17 protein-coding genes are annotated in these 19,490 nt (G+C 38.0%); 7 read left to right on the forward strand and 10 right to left on the reverse strand.

All coding sequences use genetic code 11. The features are described from left to right. The first annotated feature begins 34 nt into the window (after positions 1-34). Complete coding sequence (locus tag PQ460_RS02285) at positions 35-1,573, forward strand: PucR family transcriptional regulator (protein WP_274171658.1); 1,539 nt, start codon at positions 35-37, stop codon at positions 1,571-1,573. Between the two features lie 90 nt (positions 1,574-1,663). Here PQ460_RS02285 and PQ460_RS02290 read toward each other — a convergent pair whose 3' ends face one another. Further along, the gene (locus PQ460_RS02290) at positions 1,664-2,248 is read right to left on the reverse strand and encodes an LOG family protein (protein ID WP_274171659.1); all 585 of its coding nucleotides are present in this window, start codon (positions 2,246-2,248) and stop codon (positions 1,664-1,666) included. Between the two features lie 141 nt (positions 2,249-2,389). Continuing rightward, the gene (locus PQ460_RS02295; RefSeq protein WP_273613896.1) at positions 2,390-3,109 is read right to left on the reverse strand and encodes a 3-ketoacyl-ACP reductase; all 720 of its coding nucleotides are present in this window, start codon (positions 3,107-3,109) and stop codon (positions 2,390-2,392) included. A 205-nt stretch (positions 3,110-3,314) separates the two neighbouring features. Between PQ460_RS02295 and PQ460_RS02300 the strand changes: the two genes are divergently transcribed. Further along, positions 3,315-3,755 carry a hypothetical protein gene (locus PQ460_RS02300; protein ID WP_274171660.1) on the forward strand — a complete coding sequence of 147 codons (441 nt, stop codon included), beginning with the start codon at positions 3,315-3,317 and terminating at the stop codon, positions 3,753-3,755. A 115-nt stretch (positions 3,756-3,870) separates the two neighbouring features. Continuing rightward, positions 3,871-4,419 carry a dihydrofolate reductase family protein gene (locus PQ460_RS02305; RefSeq protein ID WP_274171661.1) on the forward strand — a complete coding sequence of 183 codons (549 nt, stop codon included), beginning with the start codon at positions 3,871-3,873 and terminating at the stop codon, positions 4,417-4,419. Here PQ460_RS02305 and PQ460_RS02310 read toward each other — a convergent pair. Next, entirely contained in the window at positions 4,400-5,692 is a 1,293-nt protein-coding gene (locus PQ460_RS02310) for a homocysteine synthase (protein WP_273613893.1), read from the reverse strand. The two genes, PQ460_RS02305 and PQ460_RS02310, sit on opposite strands and share 20 nt — an antisense overlap. Positions 5,693-5,958: 266 nt before the next feature. Between PQ460_RS02310 and PQ460_RS02315 the strand changes: the two genes are divergently transcribed. Beyond that, positions 5,959-6,300, forward strand: a complete 342-nt coding sequence (locus PQ460_RS02315) for a YrhK family protein (protein ID WP_273613892.1) — start codon at positions 5,959-5,961, stop codon at positions 6,298-6,300. Positions 6,301-6,482: 182 nt separating this feature from the next. Here the strand turns inward: PQ460_RS02315 and PQ460_RS02320 are convergent, their stop codons facing one another. Continuing rightward, the gene (locus tag PQ460_RS02320; RefSeq protein ID WP_274171662.1) at positions 6,483-8,051 is read right to left on the reverse strand and encodes an FAD-dependent oxidoreductase; all 1,569 of its coding nucleotides are present in this window, start codon (positions 8,049-8,051) and stop codon (positions 6,483-6,485) included. Positions 8,052-8,228: 177 nt separating this feature from the next. Here PQ460_RS02320 and PQ460_RS02325 point away from each other — a divergent pair, with 177 nt between their 5' ends. After that, a complete protein-coding gene (locus PQ460_RS02325) occupies positions 8,229-8,888 on the forward strand; it encodes a hypothetical protein (RefSeq protein WP_274171663.1) in 660 nt (219 codons plus the stop codon). A gap of 55 nt (positions 8,889-8,943) precedes the next feature. On the opposite strand, the gene PQ460_RS02330 is transcribed toward PQ460_RS02325, so the two are convergent. Further along, entirely contained in the window at positions 8,944-9,405 is a 462-nt protein-coding gene (locus tag PQ460_RS02330) for a pyridoxamine 5'-phosphate oxidase family protein (protein WP_274171664.1), read from the reverse strand. A gap of 154 nt (positions 9,406-9,559) precedes the next feature. On the opposite strand from PQ460_RS02330, the gene PQ460_RS02335 reads away from it, so the two are divergent. Together PQ460_RS02335 and abc-f are read left to right on the forward strand one after the other, a co-directional pair. Next, on the forward strand, positions 9,560-9,724 hold the full coding sequence (locus PQ460_RS02335; protein ID WP_273613888.1) for a hypothetical protein: 165 nt from the start codon (positions 9,560-9,562) through the stop codon (positions 9,722-9,724). Positions 9,725-9,989: 265 nt separating this feature from the next. Next, positions 9,990-11,627 (forward strand): ribosomal protection-like ABC-F family protein, encoded by a 1,638-nt coding sequence (gene abc-f, locus PQ460_RS02340; RefSeq protein ID WP_274171665.1) that lies wholly within the window; start codon positions 9,990-9,992, stop codon positions 11,625-11,627. A gap of 158 nt (positions 11,628-11,785) precedes the next feature. Here the strand turns inward: abc-f and PQ460_RS02345 are convergent, their stop codons facing one another. The 5 genes from PQ460_RS02345 to PQ460_RS02365 all read right to left on the reverse strand — a co-directional run bounded on the left by PQ460_RS02345 (position 11,786) and on the right by PQ460_RS02365 (position 18,831). Continuing rightward, positions 11,786-13,198 carry a DNA-binding protein gene (locus PQ460_RS02345; protein WP_274171666.1) on the reverse strand — a complete coding sequence of 471 codons (1,413 nt, stop codon included), beginning with the start codon at positions 13,196-13,198 and terminating at the stop codon, positions 11,786-11,788. Positions 13,199-13,395: 197 nt separating this feature from the next. Next, positions 13,396-14,733 carry a DNA-binding protein gene (locus PQ460_RS02350; protein ID WP_274171667.1) on the reverse strand — a complete coding sequence of 446 codons (1,338 nt, stop codon included), beginning with the start codon at positions 14,731-14,733 and terminating at the stop codon, positions 13,396-13,398. Positions 14,734-14,794: 61 nt separating this feature from the next. Continuing rightward, on the reverse strand, positions 14,795-16,156 hold the full coding sequence (locus tag PQ460_RS02355; RefSeq protein WP_274171668.1) for a DNA-binding protein: 1,362 nt from the start codon (positions 16,154-16,156) through the stop codon (positions 14,795-14,797). A 29-nt stretch (positions 16,157-16,185) separates the two neighbouring features. Beyond that, positions 16,186-17,481 carry a DNA-binding protein gene (locus tag PQ460_RS02360; protein WP_274171669.1) on the reverse strand — a complete coding sequence of 432 codons (1,296 nt, stop codon included), beginning with the start codon at positions 17,479-17,481 and terminating at the stop codon, positions 16,186-16,188. 24 nt (positions 17,482-17,505) lie between these two features. Then, positions 17,506-18,831, reverse strand: coding sequence for a helix-turn-helix domain-containing protein (locus tag PQ460_RS02365; RefSeq protein WP_274171670.1), 1,326 nt, complete (start codon positions 18,829-18,831; stop codon positions 17,506-17,508). Positions 18,832-19,490 lie beyond the last annotated feature (659 nt).

The following is a 19,490-nucleotide window of genomic DNA, read 5'->3' on the forward strand; positions in this document are numbered from 1 at the left end:
CATAGCAACCATGATAAATACGGCGGTGAGCAAAATGAGATCAGTAGAACTAACTATAAAAGAGTTATTAAATATGCCTTTATTGCAAGAAGCGCAAGTGATCAGTGGAGCCAAAGGTCTGGAGCGATTCGTAAAGCAAATCGATATGCTCGAACAGCCTTATACTATAAAAGGTTATCCCAAAGGAACATTGATCTTTATCGATGTGTATCCTATTCAACAACAGCCTGAAGTGCTGATCCATATGATAGAGCAACTGCATACAAGTGAAGCTGTAGGATTGATGATCAGATCTGCACAGAAGATACATCCTATTCTCACAGAAGCAATATTACAAAGTGACTTATATGAATTACCAATCATCTCGTTACCCGAACATATTTCATATATGGATATCACTTATGCCGCTATAGAACAGACATTATATCGACAGGAAAAGTTACGACAACGATCAGATGAAACTTATCGCACATTAACAGCGATGGTTCTTGAAAATATCGGTATTCAAGCGGTAAGTGATCATGTAGCAGGTTTGTTAAAAGCACCGGTAGCTATTATTGATCATAGCGAAACGTTGATTGTCTCCTCTCCAATCGGTTGGGATTTTCGTCAGGCGCGTTATCCTGTACGTCGCAATATCAATATCGATCAGCGAAGTGTAGCTTATTTATTAATCGATAAAGAACAATGGAATGCGATGGAAGAAGTAGGTATCGAACAAGCACGATTGGTATTAGCTCTTGAATTGATGCGTAATAAAATTATCGAAGACACTGAAAATCGATTACGTGGCAATTTTATAGATGAATTGATGACTCCGCCTGCACCACCCCGTCATGAAGTAGAACAACGTGGACAGCAATTAGGCATGAACCCCTTGCATTTATGGGAAGTGGCCGTTATTGAAGGCAGTGTAGCACCGGATGAAGAATGGATGACAAGGTTACTATACCAAGAAGCAGCAAAATATAATATTCGTCCTCATATTGAATTTCGTAGCAATCGAGCCATTTTGTTTTTACCTACACCTCAAGTAAAAGCTACTCCATCTATTGATGCAGGACAGTCTTCGATTCCGTGGGCAACGATTGTCTTATCCTGGTTAAATGATCAGGAAGGCAAATTAGCAGGTTATCGCTCGGGGATTGGTCGACCCAAAGCGTTGTGGGATATTCATGAAGGATTTAGTGAAGCACGTAATGCACTGACAATTTCACGTCGATTAAGTGGAGAGACAGCGTTGACTGCTTATAAAGATATCGAAGTGTATCATTTACTACGTGGCACAATGGATGAAAAAGGATTTGGTCTATTGTTCGACCGTAAGCTCGGTAAGCTAAAACAGTACGATGAAGAACATACGACTGATTTATTACGTACTCTTTTTTTCTATCTTGAAAGTAGAAGTAGCTTAATCGAAACGGCCCGTCAGTTATCTATTCATCGCAACTCCGTCAAATATCGGTTAGAACGTATTCGCGATATTACCGGATTCGATCTCAATGATCCTCATGAACAGTTTGTATATCAGATGTGCTTAATATACTATTATCTGCTAGAACATTCAGAATAGTACAATATAGAGACACAACCAATAGCCGTCAAAAAAGACATATTATCGTCTCCCTTTTTTGACGGCTATAATAATGTACTCTTAGGCTAGTTATGTCCAGGCGGAAGGGTCCCAGCGTAGATCAGACGTGATTGGCATATCATGACTTACTTGTTCTAACAATGTATCAGCATCGTCAGAATAGACTAGACGGCTTAACGAAGAAGTTCCTGAAAATCCTTCATGTACTGTATGTTGAATCAACTGTAATAGTGGTTCATAATACTGATTCACATTATACAATCCTAACGGCTTATGATGAATCCCAATCTGTGACCAGCACAATACTTCAAACAATTCTTCCAGTGTACCGAGTCCGCCGGGTAAAGCGATAAAAGCATCTGCCATTTCTTGCATCATTGCTTTGCGTTCATGCATACTATCGACTCGAATCAATTCGCTTAATCCTTGATGCCCTCTTTCGCTATGTAGCAAGCCAGCAGGCATAATTCCAGTGACTTTGCCTCCGGCTTGTAAAGCGGCATCTGCAATAGCGCCCATCAATCCCAATCGGGAACCTCCATAAATTAAATGAATCTGATGTTCAGCAATACGTTGACCCAACAATGATGCGTACTGCAAATAATCACTATTGTATCCTGTACCTGAACCTGCAAATACACATATTGATCTCATACTCTTCACTCCTTATGCAAGGTATACCTCTGTCTATTATATATACCCTTTATCAGCACAATATAAGAAAAAGCCTTGAATATATCCAAGGCTTTATTTTACAAAAGATATCTTATTCAATTCTACCTAGCAAAATGCAAGTTATTGCGGATTATTCGTCCACAGGCCTGCACTTTTCAGCAATACACGAGAAGGTAATTTAAGAGCAGCTACAACCAATTCAGCTAAGTCTTCCGGTTGCATCATTCGATCTTCGTCACCGATCGGTAGACCTGCATTGACAGCAAGTGGTGTGTTTACTGTACTTGGTGTTAAAGCAGTTACACGAATATTGAATTTGCGTACTTCTTGCATCAACGATTCTGTCATACCAAGTACAGCAAATTTAGAAGCACAATAAGCTGAACCTGTAGCGAATCCACGTTCACCCGCAGTAGAAGCGATATTGATAATATCTCCGCTTTGTTGTTCGATCATAGCAGGCAACAATTCATGAGTGACATAATATGTACCCATTAGATTGACGCGTAGAATGTTTTCCCATTCTGCCGGGTCCATATCAACCATTTTGCCAAAGCTACCGATACCTGCATTATTAATCAGAATATCTACACGTCCCAAAGAAGCCGCAAGAGAAGCTACAGCTTGGCGTGCTTCTTCCGAGTTACCGATATCTGCGGTTGCTGTAAATACTTGAATATCGTAAGTCGAAGTGAGTTCTGCTTTTACCTTTTCTAAATCTGAAGCTGTACGTGCGAGTAATCCTAATTGCACGCCTTCTTTTGCAAGAGCTTCAGCAATCGCTTTACCGATTCCTTTACCTGCTCCTGTGATAATAGCTGTTTTATGATGAATATCCATAGATGAAATCCTCCCAAGTAATCGTATGATAGATTGCGTACCTATTATACTCTTCTACAGCCATACGGGCAAAATGAAACAGATTACTTTTGAGAAAATGTAATAAAATCAGTTACAAATTCCGACAACTCCTATATACTGATATATTGTGGAATTTAATTCCTAGAAAGTGAAGGGATGCCTTTTGAATCTATACCATGAGCTTGTGATCGAAAAGTTGTTACAGCGCGCGCATAGTAATGTACATGTTCTGACCCAAGAACATTTTCCAGGAGATCGTTCGGTAGGTGGCAAGTTCGGAATGAACAGCCGTACGATTACTTTATATATTCATGAGATCGAAGAGCAGTGCACTGAATTATTTGGATCATTACAGTATATTGAACAGTATTTTCAAATTATATTTGCTCACGAATTAGGTCATGCGCATGATCCTATGTTAGAGATGCTGGCGGATGAACTGGAGCGGTGTTCAGATTCTTTGCAATCTGCCCGTATTTCTCTACGGATCGAAGAAAATGCCTGGGAATATGCACGTGATTTATTACCAGAAGTAGAACCTTTTATTTTCCAGACGATTCTAGACCGTTCGCTTGAAGCTTATTATGATGCGTTAACCGCTCATCAGACAGGAAATATCGCATGAACTTATGCTCAAAGAACTACCAATACGCAATAGTAAAAAGATAAATTAGTGACACGAACATGTGTACTTGTTTATCTTTTTTTGTTACAATCAACACAAATTAGGAGGTGCATTTATGAAGTCAAAAGATCAATCCAAGCGTCGTATTATTTTGTTTATCGCCATGTCTTTAGATGGGTACATAGCAGATCAGCAAGGAAGTGTAGAGTGGTTAGAACAGATAGAAGGGGAAGGCGATAATGGGTATAGCAATTTTATAGAGCAGATCGATACAATTTTTATGGGTAGACAGACATATGAAGTTGTTCGAGGGTTTGATATGCCTTTTCCGTATCCAGATAAGCAGTGTTATGTATTTTCTCGTTCCTCTCATCCAGCAGATGAGTATGTCACTTATGTTCAGGAAGAACTATCTTCATGGGTACCGCAGCAATTAACACAATCAGGTAAGCATATCTGGTTAATGGGTGGCGGTCAGCTTGTACACGAGTTTTTGCAACAAGATTGGATCGATGAAATGATCATTACAGTTGCGCCTGTGATGTTAGGCTCAGGCATCCCACTGTTCCCAGCAGGATACCCGACCTCATCATGGGTACTTAAAGAAACTCGTTCCTATGGACAATTAGCCACACTGCATTACATTAAGCCTGACTTGCTGTAATCGCTTGCTCCAGATCACTAATAATATCGTTAATATGTTCAGTTCCTACCGATAAACGAATCAATTCTGGACGTACACCAGCAGCTAATTGTTGTTCTTCCGTTAACTGCTGGTGCGTCGTACTGGCTGGATGAATGATAAGAGATTTGGAATCACCAACATTAGCCAGATGCGAAAATAATTTGACTTGCTCAATTAATTTCTGTCCTGCTTCTGCTCCGCCACGAATCCCGAATGTTAGAATCGCGCCTTGCCCTTTGGGCAAATATTTCTGTGCCAAATGATAAGAAGGATGACTGGCTAGACCTGGATAACTGACCCATTCTACCTGTGGATGTTGTTCTAGAAAAGCAGCCACTTTAGTAGCATTTTCACTATGACGTTCCATTCGTAAATGGAGCGTCTCTAATCCTTGTAACAATAACCACGAGTTAAATGGAGCAATAGGAGCACCTAGATCACGCATAAGTTGCACGCGTGCTTTGATAATATAAGCAATCGCACCTACCGCTTCTGTGTACACCAATCCATGGTAACTAGGATCAGGCTCTGTTAATCCTGGGAATTTACCATGCGCTGTCCAATCGAACTTCCCACTATCTACAATCACACCACCAATAGAAGTACCATGACCTCCGATAAACTTGGTTGCTGAATGAACGACAATATCTGCTCCATGTTCGATCGGACGCAGTAAATAAGGGCTTGGGAACGTATTATCGACAATCAGTGGAATCCCATGTTCATGTGCAATAGCCGCTACAGCTTCAATATCCAGTACATTTCCAAGCGGATTACCTACGGTCTCAGCATAGAGCGCTTTCGTCTGATCTGTAATCGCTGCGCGGAACGTCTCAGGATCGTCTGAATCGACAAAGGTTACTTGAATACCAAGCTTCGGTAATGTATTAGCAAATAAATTATATGTACCTCCATATATGCTAGCGGCAGATACAATATGATCGCCAGCGCTTGCAATATTAAGAATAGAAAAGGTAATCGCTGCTTGTCCTGATGCGGTAGCGAGTGCACCTGCTCCACCTTCTAAGGCAGCAATTCGTTGTTCAAATACATCGGTGGTAGGGTTCATCAGGCGAGTATAGATATTGCCGAATTCTTTCAAAGCAAATAGATCAGCCGCATGTTCACTATCGCGGAATCCATACGAAGACGTCTGATATAACGGTACTGCTCTTGAAAAAGTAGTGGGATCGATTTCTTGTCCTGCATGAATAGCTAACGTTTCGAATGAAAAAGGTTGATGTTCAGACATAAGCTCAAATCTCCTTTAATCAAATAGAATAGGTGAATAGAGGCTGTCGAATCAGAGGTGTTATTCATTCTCAATTTTACCTATTTTCGCATGATCTTATGTAATATTCAATGTTAATTTTATAATTCCTATAAAAATAGTATGAATTTTATATATCGCATACTTAGTATGATCTAATAGATGTCGCTTTTTGATCACATCCATTTTCTATTTTGGAAGTTTACGCTGCTTTGTTGAGGGTAATACCAAAAAAGGAGGGTGATTTAATGCGAAAACGTGATACAGCTAGAAAGAAAAATCTACCACGAAAATCACGTCGTATGCGTATACGTAAACCAGATGAGACCAGTCTTGTTGTTGATCTAACACATCGACGTATTTTTACCAATAATCGATATGAATTATTTCGACTATTGAACGATATTTTTACAACACTTTGCTTTTTGACAGGCAGTTATTTCTTTTTTACTAGCGAAACGAAAACAGGAACAATCATGTTTATTATCGGTAATGCCAATACGTTACTTCGAGCGATTATTTCGATTATTCAACGTGTTCATATGGAATGGATCGAAGAAGAAAAAGATTATTTTTCGACTTCTAAATAATAGATACGTAATATGTCAGCCTGACCAATCAATAACTTAGGTTATGTTTGTTCCTGTGACTTAGCCAGACTTCAAGCTGAGGACTATACTAAAATACACCAAAAAAACCTCACCGATAAAGGTTGAGGTTTTTTGTCTATTTCATAACACTAATCGTATATCATTTTCCAAGTGAATATAGATTACCGATTTACTTTTTTCAAAGCTTTGGTTGCCGGGCCTTCGATCACTTCGCCATCATAAGCAAAGCGTGCACCATGACAAGGGCAATCCCATGAACGTTCAGCTTCATTCCAACCGACTTCGCAGCCCATATGGGTACAGGTTGTATCGACCATATGCAGTGCACCCTCTGGATCACGATAAGCACCTGTACGCTTGCCATGATGCCAGATCACTCCACCTTCATCATTATCTAAATCATCGGCTTTACGACGATTAAAGTCTAACTTACCGGTAATCATTTCTTTAGCGACATTCGCATTTTGCACAACAGCTGTTTTGATTTTTGTCAAAAGCGGTTGTTTGCGAGAAGGGTTAAATAGTTCTGCGTATCGGTTATCTCGACCCATAATCATATCAGTCATCATATGAGCTGCAAGTGTACCTGAAGTCATGCCCCACTTAGCAAAGGCTGTACCTACTAGAATATTAGGCTCATCTTCAGTGATATAACCAATACAAGGGATATTATCGAGCGAAAATAGATCTTGAGCAGACCAGCGATACGGAATTTCTTTGATCCCGAGTAGCATCCCTACAAATTCCTCTAACCCTTCATAATGCGTAATCGTTTCATCTTCTTGCCCTGTTTTGTGCCCGTTTCCACCAACGATCAGCATCTCTTGTCCATCGATTGTAGCAGAACGTAGAGAGTGCTTCGGTTCATCGACACTTAGATACATTCCACCGGCAAAAGTCGTCTCGGCACGTACTGCTAATGTATACGAACGTTCTGCATGCAGACGAGCAAAGTAAAAACCATTCTGATCGGTGACCGGATAATGAGAAGCAGATACCACTTTGTCACAGGTAATCCCGTATGACTGATCTTGTATCAACAGACGGGGACGATCTCCTGATTCCACTTCTTCAATAATTGTATCTTCATAGACAGTACCACCAAGCAATAGAAATTGTTGTAACAAGAATACAAGGTATTTAAGCGGATGGAAACGCGCTTGATCCGGTAAAGCAATAGCGCCTTTAACAGTGAGCGGAATCGGTAATGAATCGACCCATTCACCAGGAATACCTAGCTTGCGATAAGCGTCCATTTCTTTTTCTAACTTTTTGAATGTGGAATCATCTGACTCTACATAGATATAAGATGTCTCTTGTTGCCAATCGCAATCGATATTATTTTCTTCCACCAGACGGCGCATGTAATGAAGTGCTTCTTGTGCACCTTCATAATAAAGAATAGCTTCTTCTTCGCTAAAATTGCTGATTAGTTCATCATAGATCATGCCATGCTGTGAACTCACTTTTGCTGTTGTATAGCCTGTTGTTCCGTCTAGCACTTTCCCACTTTCTACTAACACTACTTTTTTGCCTTCTTGTGCCAGTAAATAAGCGGCTGTAATACCTGTGATGCCTGCTCCCACGACTACGATCTCTGTGTCTAATTCTCCTTGTAAAGCAGGAAAAGTAGGCAAGTCCACAGTAGCTCGCCATAAGGAAGATGGGTATTCAGGTAGATTTTGAGGTGATGGATTTGGAGTTGTTTCTTCATGAGATGGTTCTTGCATCGTTGTCCTCCGTCCGATTCTGTAGTCAGAACTCAGTAATTTGTAATCAATAGTTTTCCATTTCCATTATTACCACCGTATGGATGACGCTAAGCGTCTGGTTGCAGGTGATATTATATATAGCAGGAATTTCATGGTAAAATAGAACACTTCATCAACTATAAAGGAGAGATACATATGACCAAAGTAATGAAAAGTAGACCATCACGCGTAGTTGTACTAGGAAGTATCGCTTTATTATTAGCTATGATGACAGGGTGCCAACAAAGTAATTCTGCTGCACCAGCAACCAGTGAACAACCTGTAACTGCCACTACACAGACCACCGACAATACTAGCAATAACAATACAAATAGCACCTCAACAAGTTCCACAGCAGATACAGCTACATTCACAGAAGAGCAAGTAGAGCAAGGGATCCAATTCGCTTCTAAGTACAAAAAAGATCAATATACCGTAGGCGAGGGATACAAGCAGAATACTTCACCAGAAGAAATGCTAAAACTAGCAATGAAGAAAAACGAGCCTTATCTTACAGAAACACAATTACAATCTCAGACTACTTCAAGACTGCTCACTCTACCTATGCAGTTAGCTGTTACAAAGCAAAGTACATTAAGCCCTCAAGATCTAGAAATACACAAAAAAGAACCCCAAACGAAACAAGGAGTTCTGCAACTTTCTTACACGATGAAGATCGCTTTTGCGAATGGAGAACCAAGTATTCCTGTTGAAGGCGAATTACAATTACAACCGTCCGCAGATACATGGAAAGTGAGCTACGATGCATTTAATAATAAAGACTTGATGGACATCGTGATGAATACCAAATCATAAATTATACATCGTAACCTGCATTTGCATGCAATTAGGATCAGTATAATTATCGCAATTATTGGAGTAATTCCTGTAATGTCTGTTGCCAGCGTTCCAATACGTCCTCTGCTTGATGAAGCTCAATAGTGATCCCGGAAGTAAGGGTAGCGTATTTGGCAGTATCTTCACGAATATGTTCGATTGTAGCTACAAATCGTGCTCTAGCATATGTAGCTTCAGGTAACGCTGGCAAAGGTGTAAGCGATAAGCGCAAAGCATACGATACACCTTGCCAGACTAACGTTAATAATGCTTGACCTGTACGTATAATATTGCCAGTTGTTGTTGTGCCTTCCCAGAGAGCTAAGCGGAGATGCTTGTGATCTGTAGCGATCACTTCCCCTACACTAACCATTGCCTGATGCGGATAACCATCTTCATTAACAGTAAGAAGGGGCATTGCTAATTGCTGTTTGGCATATAATTGCTGTCCATTGAATAGCTCTAATAGTACAGGAGAAAGAGTAACGGTATTCATACGTATTCACATCCGTTTCTAAAAAATATCTTGCTATCGACTACCTATTTATGTTAAAAATATATTAATTATACCCGAGTCTGTTGAACCTGTAATCTACGGGATAGAAGCAGGAAGATTCAATGACTTGAAATGGAGAAGGAGGTGAGGCAGGATGTTGTATTTCCCATTATCAATTACGCTTGAGCGCAGACCGCTTGGTAGCTGTAGTATTGTTCATTCATTTGGCGACAACGGGAGAAGTCTGTCCAAAAATGAATATCTTTATTATGGCGAAATGCCGCTCCTGCCTTTATCTCCAGACGGATACAGAGTGTAAGCTTGTACAAGAAACGAAGCTACGATGAATCGGTGCAACGGAAAGCTATTCCGATCAATCAATTCGTACTTCTTAGCAAGCCACATGTAACACTCTATACCTGCTGGCATATAAAGCGTCTGCTCTGATGCAAGCAAAAACAGAGAAGTCGCAGGGACATTTCCCTGCGGCTTTTTTGTGTTTTTTTATACTACGCACACAGATGAGATCGCAATGCAGAAGCGCATTTCCCTCTACTTTATACACTCAGAGGAGAATGAACAATATGTCTATTATGATCGCCTGTCAGCAGGTTCAACAATATTATGGTGCCGAGCATGTATTAACCGAAGTTACTTTTGAAATTCATAGTGGAGCCAAAGTCGGCTTAATCGGAATGAATGGAGCAGGCAAAACGACATTATTCCGTATTTTATCCGGTCAAGACAAACCGTTTCAAGGCGAAGTCCATATTCAAAAAGGTTCCAGAGTCGGCTATCTACAACAGATGCCTGTATATGATCCACATATTACGATTTTGGAAGTGTTGCAAGAAAGCTTTGCCCATTTGACCCAATTACAAGAACGGATGGAGCAGTTGAGTATACAGATGGCAGACGAACATCTGGACGAGAAGCAGATGCAACGTGTCCTTCAGCAGTATGGGGAAGCACTGGATACATTCGAGCGTGGAGGCGGGTATGAAATGTCTGCTACAATTGATCGAATTGCGAATGGACTGGGAATTCCTGCCGAGCACTATGACCGCTTGTTCGAAGGACTATCCGGTGGAGAAAAGACCAAAGTCGGTCTTGCAAGATTGTTACTGACCGATCCAGATATCTTACTACTAGATGAACCGACCAACCATCTGGATATGGATGCAGTGGTCTGGTTGGAGCAATTTATCAGTCAATCGCCAGCGACAGTGATTGTGATTTCGCATGACCGTTACTTTTTGGATAAAGTCGTCCATCAAATTGTAGAACTAGAGGACGGAGAAGCCACCACTTACCCGATGAGCTATTCGGCGTATCGCGATGAGAAACAGCGTCGTCTGGTCAGACAATTCGAAGATTACAAAGACCAGCAAAAAGAGATTAAGCGGATCAAAGAATCAATCAAACGTCTGATCGAGTGGGGTAATCGCTCCAATCCGCCTAACCCATCGTTCCACCGCAAAGCCGCTTCAATGCAGAAAGCATTAGATCGGATGGAAAAAGTCAAACGTCCGATTATGGATCGCGCACAGATGGAACTGGATTTGAAGCAAAAAGATCGTTCAGGAGATCGTGTATTGGTTCTGGATCAAGTGAATAAGCGTTATGGAGATAAAGTACTGTTGCATCAAGCTTCAGCGCTATTACGTTATGGAGAAAATGCAGCGATTATTGGTGGCAATGGAGCAGGTAAAACGACCTTACTACGCATGATCTTACAACAAGAACCGATCGACAGTGGTACACTCACGCTAGGTTCACGCACTGAAGTAGGCTATCTGGCACAAGAAGCCGCTCCGCCTGATCTGGGTGAAACGGTACTACAATGGTTCAAGCTGGCAGCGAAGATGGAAGAAGGCGAAGCGAGAGGACAGTTAGCGAAGTTCTTATTTTACGGATCAGATGTATTCAAAAAAGTCTCCGGTCTATCCGGTGGCGAATGGAGCCGTCTCCGCCTAGCGATCCTCATGCACGAACGCCCGAATCTACTGATTCTGGATGAACCGACCAACCATCTGGACATTTCCGCTAGAGAAGCATTGGAAGAAGCATTAGAAGAATTTCCAGGAACGATACTGACTGTATCGCATGATCGATACTTTATTAATCGGATAGCAGGTCAGATTTGGAGTCTGGATGGTGGGATGTTGAGTGTGAATATGGGGAATTATGAGGATTGGAAAGAGTGGCAGGAGAAGGTTTGAGCTTAAAGTGAATTTAAATATAATTAGTAGATAAAAGAGAACCTCAGCTTATAAGCTGAGGTTCTTAGCATTTAAATAAATTTTTGCTTACTTAACTAAATCCATGATCTGAAACTTTGATTTGTAAATCACCCTTAGGCATGGAAGTAGAGATCATACTAACTAGACTTAGAAATAGAACGGCTGAGATCATAAATTTTTTCATCAGTACCAACTCCTTTTAATAAAGACTCGTACTCAGTAATTTGAGTAGGTTGACCTAAGCTTTTTATTTGTTCTATCAATCCTATAGAATCTAATATATTCTTTTTACTGTAAACTTTGATTGATAGTTTTAAACTCTTTAAAATACTTTCAATAGAAGTATCATACAATTGTTTCTTTGCCCAATAAATTCCTAGCTGATAATAAAAATTAATATAACGACTTATTACAGATATTTTACTATAATGATTCTCAGAGAATTCATCATATTCCAAAGATGATTTGAACTTATCTAATAGATCATCTATATCGAATTCATGGCTATTAGCAGCAATTAGAATATTAGTCATTGCGGGTAATATTTCATCAGGATGCTTTTCAAGAAAATCTACATACGCAGGTAATACACTTGTAACTCCCATTAGTACATCCATAAGATACATATTAGCAGTAGCAAAATGAGAAAATCTACGCACTTCTTCTTTACCAGCAGAATCGAGGCCTTTGAACCAACTTAAATCCATATATTGTGTAATATATTCTTTTGCTTCTTCATAACATCCCTTATGTTCTAAAGCAACACCTTTAATAAGATAAGACTGTCCATAATAAACTACTAAAGGTTTTTCAGTATCTAAAGGAGTGTAATTATTGAGATGCTCCATTTTCTTTTCTTCGGTACTATAAATTGTTTGAATCAAAGAAGATAGTTCATCTGCACATCTTTCAACTATATTCCAACTTTGAAGAGCATAATAAATTCTAGCTAGAGCTAACAATCCGTCTAGCATAAAATTTTCAGGTAAACGATCTCTAAATGGTTCAAATCGAATTGCTGCTCTAAAATTTTCTTCTGTATTTTCACCAATCGAAGCTCTAAAAACACGGTAGTGAGAAATAGCTAGTCGCTCAGAATGTTGATGCTTTTCGTTCTCAATTACACATTCATAAAAGGGCAACGACTCTTGTACTTTGCCTTCAGCATATAGTTCCTCTGCTAAACCAAAGATCGATATTGTATTATTCAAATCCTCCATCAAACGATCAAGAACTTCTTGAATACAATCGTACCGACCAATTTCTGTACAACGCAATAAAAATGCCTTTATCCGACGCCAATCTGCTTTTTCATTAATAAAACATTCGTCCACATAATACTCATACATCCAGCCTTCTGCATGACCCAAAGCTTCTGCCATTAAGTCTAACTGCCGAATAGAAATCGATTTTGGAGGATTACCATTTAAGATTCCGCTGATGATCCCGCGGTTGATTCCAGCCTGTTTACCGAAGCTGCTTAATGAATGTCCTTTTTGTCGAATTCCTTTTTCAATCTCAAGCCGTATGGTTGTGGTGTTGGTAATCATAACCGAACACACCCCTTTATGTTGAAAGTTTCCCGTTGTTGCGCCCCAGTAAGCCCATGAAATTCAAATTTATTACATTATACATTACGCTTTGAACAGGGGTCAATTACTTTTAATCAAATCTTCAAAATTTAGGAATCACAAAAGACATAGTTACCATACAAGGGAAGTTATGGTTTCTATGTCTTATTGGGTACTCAGTTTCCATTTTTAGAAATCAGTCGAAGCTTTTTAAATAGTTCAAGACAATCTAATATTCGACTTTTATTATATTTGGTTACAGTCGATTCTAATGCTAGCAGAATCTTTTCAAGCTTATCGTCATATTTTCCTTTATTACATTGATAAAGTGCTATTTCATAATAAAGATTGATATATTGGCTGAGGCGAACGTCAATGTAATAAGAGTCTGAAAATACAACAGTCATAATATCAGCTGGATATAAAACAAAGTTATATTCATTTAATAAGTAATCTACATTCCAATCATGTAGGTTACTAGATTTAAAAATAATATATAAACTAACTAATTGTTCATCAGGATACTTATTCATAAAGTTTATATAATTTTTTAAATATTCTTTTTCGCCTAGCAACATCTTGATAGTATATTTGTTAGCTAATCCATAAATTTTAAAACGTTCCACTTCTAATAATCCTGCTTCGTCTAGACCTTCAAACCAACTAAGATCCGCAAAATGTTCTATATATTTTTCCGCTTCTTTATAGTTACATTCTCTATGCAGGACAATAAAATTAAATAAATGGCTTTTAGCATAATAAACAACTAAAGGACGTTCAGTATTTAGAGGCATATAAGTTTTTTGTTTATCTCTTTTTAAATTTTCTCTTTTATAGACGATATTAGTTAAATAGATTAATTCATCTGCATATTGTTTAACTGTTTTCCAATCATGTATTGTGTATGAGATATTAGCTAATATTAACAAAGCGTCCAACAACATATAATCAGGAAGATAATTTCTAAAAGGAGCAAAAATCATGGATAAACGAAAATTATTTTCTAAGTCATTGCTCATAGATAAGCGAAATATTCTATATTGGCTAATAGCTAAACGTTCTGAATGAAAATCTCTCTCATGGATGACTACACATTTATAAAATGGCAGTAAGTTTTCTCTATTTTTAGAATTAAATAGCTCTTCTGCGAAATCAAATACATATTTAATGTATATTAGATTCTCTAGTAAGCGATACAGGGCAGATTCAATAATATTGATGAGTTCCAACTCTACGCAACGAACTAGCAAAGACCGAACACGTCGCCAATTGGCTTTACCATCCTCGAAACATTCATTCATGAATTGCTCGTACAACCAGCCTTCTTCTTTTTCCAAAGCATGAGTCATTTGATCTAACTGTTTGATTGATATCGGCTTAGGAGGGTTGCCGTTCAACGTAGCGCTTAATATCCCTCTGTTGATCCCTGATATCTTGCTAAAATGGCTAAGAGAATGTCCTTGAGCAGCAATCTCTTTTTCTAATTCATCCCGTACAGTTATTCGATGATTCATCGATTTCACCTCTGTTTATATGTGAGCCATATGAAGTTAAATAGTTAGCATGATTTGTCCATTAGTCTTTATATTCTCTAGGCATCTCGCGTAACTTTTTAAATAACTCTAGACAATCCATAATACGTCCACGATTATATTTCTCTACAGATGTTTCTAGAGCCAATAGAATTTTTTCGAGCTTTTCATCATAGACGTTACGATTACATTGATAAAGAGCCAATTGATAGTAAATATTAATATAACGACTAATTCCAATAGGAATATTTTTATAGTGGTCTCGTAGAAATCTAGCTTGGTGAATATAATCCAAAATATCGTTCGGATAAATAATATCGTCAAAATACGTAAGAATATGGTCAATCTTCATATCATATTTGTTGGCTGCTTTTGAAATAATTAGTAAGCTAGGTAACGCTTCGCCGGGATGAGTTTTTAATAATTCAAAATAATCTACCAATTTGTCTGTATGTCCAGTTAACAATTCTAAATTCAATTCATTAAACAACGCATAGATTTTAAATTTTTCGACATGTTCTTTTCCTAGATCATCTAGACCTTCAAACCAACTTAAATCCGAGAACTCTTTTAAATAAGGGCGAGCTTCATCGTACTTTTCCATATGTTCTAAGGCTACAAATTTCATCAAATGACTTTGAGCATAATAAGTAACAAGAGGTCTTGTGAAGCTAGGTGTCGACACAGCTATTTTCTTTTTTCTTCTTTTACAGTCTTGTTTGTAAATGATATTAGATAATATATTCAGTTCGTCTGAACAGGCTATAACCATATTCCAGTCCTGCACCGTGTAATAGATATTAGCTAATTCTAATAGGGCTTCTAGACGAAAATGATCGGGTAAGCGATTACGAAAAGGATGAAATACCATCGCAAGTCTAAGATTATTCTCAATAATTGGACTAATCCTGGCTCTAAATAGTCGGTAATGACTGATGGCTAATCGCTCAGAATGATAATTACGTTCATTTTCAATAACGCATTCGTAAAAAGGCATAGCTACAACAGTCTGATTCTGCTCTACTAATTCTTCTGCTAGATTAAACACATGAGCGACATGAATAGGATCTTCCATCAACAAATTTAAAATATCGCCAATAAGATCATCACGATTAAGTTCTATACAACGAAGCAACAGCGCACGAACACGTCGCCAATTGGCTTTGTTTTCTTCTGAGAAGCACTGTTCTATAAATAATTCATATAGCCAGCTTTCAGGTTTGCCAAGAGCTTTAACCATAGTATCCAATTGAGTAATAGACATGAGTTTGGGAGGATTTCCGTTCAATGTAGCACTCAAAATCCCCCGATTGATTCCAGAAACTTTACTAAAATGACTAAGCGAATAACCCTGCTTATGCATTTCGGACTCTAGTTCAGTAATTAGGGTTATTCGATGTTTCATGCAGATCACCTCGATATAGTAGAGTAGTTTTAAGGCATCGAACGAATGACATTTTGAAGTAAAGAGGTATAGTCTAAATTGAGGCTCATATTGCATTTTCGTAATGATTTATCAAAGCGTTTGATTGTATTTTGTAGCTTGGTCGATTGATTCGCATGTTTAGATTGATATAGAGCTAACTGGTAACACATATTGGTATATTGGTTGTCTGCTACCGATTGTTTTTGTGTAGAGTGGAGATATAAGTTTGTTGTGATATGCTCATGAAATTTTTCTATGATATGGTCAATAACAATATTATATTGATTAGCAGTGCTTAGAATGGTGAGTAATCCAGGAACGATTTCTTTCGGGTATTGTTCCAAAAATTCCACATAATTATCTAACACAGCAAAGTTTCCTCGATATAACTCCAAACAGTACATATTGCCTTGAGCAAATATTTTAAAATTTTCTACTTCTGCTTGTCCGTAATGATCTAAACCCTCAAACCAACTAAGATCACTATATTTCTTAATATATGTTATCGATTCATCATATTTTCCTACCTTTTGATAAAAGATAGATTTAATAAGATAACCTTGCCCATAGTAAACTACAAAGGAACGTTCGCTTTTAAGATTATGATATTTTTTCTTGTTATAAAGGTGACCAGATAATTCAATTAAAGCATCTCCACACTTTTCCATAAATGCCCATTCACTAGCAGTGTAATACACATTTGCTAGCTGCAACCAAGCATCTAATTGCATACTAAAAGGCAAACGATCACAAAAAGGTTGGAAAGTGACAGCGGCTATAAAATTTTGCTTAATATCTCGCTTAATCGAATAGCGGAAAATGCGGTAATGACTGATCGCAAGCCGTTCTGCTTGGTAGTTGCGTTCATTACTCACCACGCATTCATACAACTGCATAACACTCTCACTCGGATTGTCTGCAATCAGTTCTTCCGCCAGTTCAAACACTTGATTTAAGTACGATATATCTTCAAGCAACAAACATAAAATACGCTCAATCAAAACGTTTCGATTTAGTTCAATACAACGCAGAAGAAGCGCTCTAACACGACGCCAGTTGGTTTTACCTTGTTCGTCAAAGCATTGTTCTGCAAACCTTTCATATAACCAACCTTCTGGTTTCCCCAGAGCAGTGGTCATTGTATCTAGTTGATTAATTGACATAGGTTTGGGAGGATTTCCGTTCAAAGTGGCACTTAAAATGCCACGATTGATTCCAGAGATTTGACTGAAACGACTAAGAGAATAACCTTGCTTAGAAATCTCATTTTCTAACTCCGTACATAAGGCTATTCGGTTGTCCATACAGATCACCTCTTGACTGTTGTATTAAGGCATTGAACGAATAAAATGTTGTATCAAAGACGTATAGTCCATAGTACGGCTCATATTGTATCTACGTAATGACATATCAAATGTATTCAATGTATTTTTAAATTCTTCCAGAGGATAGCCTCTTTTAGCTTGATAAATAGCTAATTCATAGTAAAAATCAGTCAGCATTGTATTAAAAGTAATGTTATTTTTGTAATAGCCAATTTCAAATTTAATATTATTATCAGGATGAGGTACAAATGTATTAAGAACAGAATCGATACAAAAATGATTAATGTTAGCGGCTTTTAAAATAGTTAATAAACTAGGTAATTGTTCAAACAGATTTTCTTTTAAAAAAGTAATATAATTTTCTAAGCATTCTGTATTGCCAAGCATTAGCTGTAAATTATATAGATTGGCTTCAGCTGCTATTTTTAATTTATGAACTTCAAGATGTCCAACTTCATTCAGTGATTTGAACCAACTCAAATCTTTATAACCGTCAATGTACTTTAAGCCTTCTTTATATTTACCTGTATATTCGAAAAAAATGGATTTTATTAAGTAACTTTGTCCGTAATACCAGACCAAATGTCTTTCGGTTGACAGGGGGACATAATCCGCACCTTGCTGATCCATTTTTTTGCATTCTTCCTCGTACACCCGATGGACCAAAATACTCATTTCATCTGTCACTTGTTCCATCAGATCCCATTCCTGTACGGTGTAATACACATTTGCCATTTGTAATAAAGCATCTAATCGCAAATGATCAGGGATGCGATCACGATAAGGATAGAACAAAGTTACTGCTGATTTGTTACGTTCTATATCTTCACTCAATTGAGCACGAAATAGCCGGTATTGACTGATCGCTAGACGCTCTGCATGTTGCTGACGTTCGTTTTCGATCACACAGGTATAAAAAGGAACACTTTGTTCCAGTTGGCCGTTAAGCACCAATTCTTCTGCTAAATCAAACACATGAGGTACATAGCGATAATCTTCCATCAGCAAATTTAATGTGTATTCAATCAAAACGTTTCGATCTAATTCAATACAGCGCAGAAATAAAGCACGAATACGTCGCCAGTTGACTTTGCTGCTTGCAAAACATTCTTCTATATATTGTTCATATAACCAGCCTTCCGGTCGATCGAGAGCGGCAGCCATACGATCTAGCTGGTTGATCGATATCGATCGAGGTGGATTGCTGTTGAGCGTTGCACTGAGTACTCCACGATTAATACCAGATATCTTTTCAAACTGTGTTAAATTGATTTGTCTGCGTTGAAGTTCTTGCTCAATATGAGAGCGGACTGTATCCAGTGTGCTCATAAACGGTAAGCACCTCCGAAAAATACAATATTCCTTATACGATTCCAGAAAATGATAGTTTTTATTATTCTATAAGTTACTTAAAATGTCAGAGTAGCTTTTTTAGTAACTTAGTATAAGGGTTCTATTGACCTATACAATTTGGGAGTAAACACTCACGTATTACAAAAAAAGGTTGTGATTACAAAATAAAAGAATCCGTTTTTTGAAAACTCCTGTAATAATAAAGATACAAGTTACTTCACTACTGTCATATAAACGGACACGTAGAAGTACAAATGTTGGCTGGCAGGATCTCACTACAATCCTATATACCAATAGCTTATAAGCTTTATAGTAATACCCAATAGTAAAGTAGCTTGTAGATGTAAATAGCTATCCTATAGAAATATGGAAATAAATAGAAATACTCTAGCAAGTAAACGTAGTGAGTCCGAAGAATTCTTTAGCAACATACCACATAAGTAGTAAATTAGTTTATATCATAGAACACCCAACATTCCCTAAATGAATAGAGAAGACCAGAAAAGAGCATGATCGCCTACAGATCACGCTCTTTTCTGGCGTTTATTGATCGTTTATTACAATTTCAAAATATTCCCAAAAAAACATCGCGAAAATGGTTTATATTGGATATTTTTGTGTTATATTCTATAGGT

Source organism: Paenibacillus sp. KACC 21273 (assembly GCF_028736095.1).
GTDB lineage: Bacteria > Bacillota > Bacilli > Paenibacillales > Paenibacillaceae > Saccharibacillus > Saccharibacillus kyungheensis.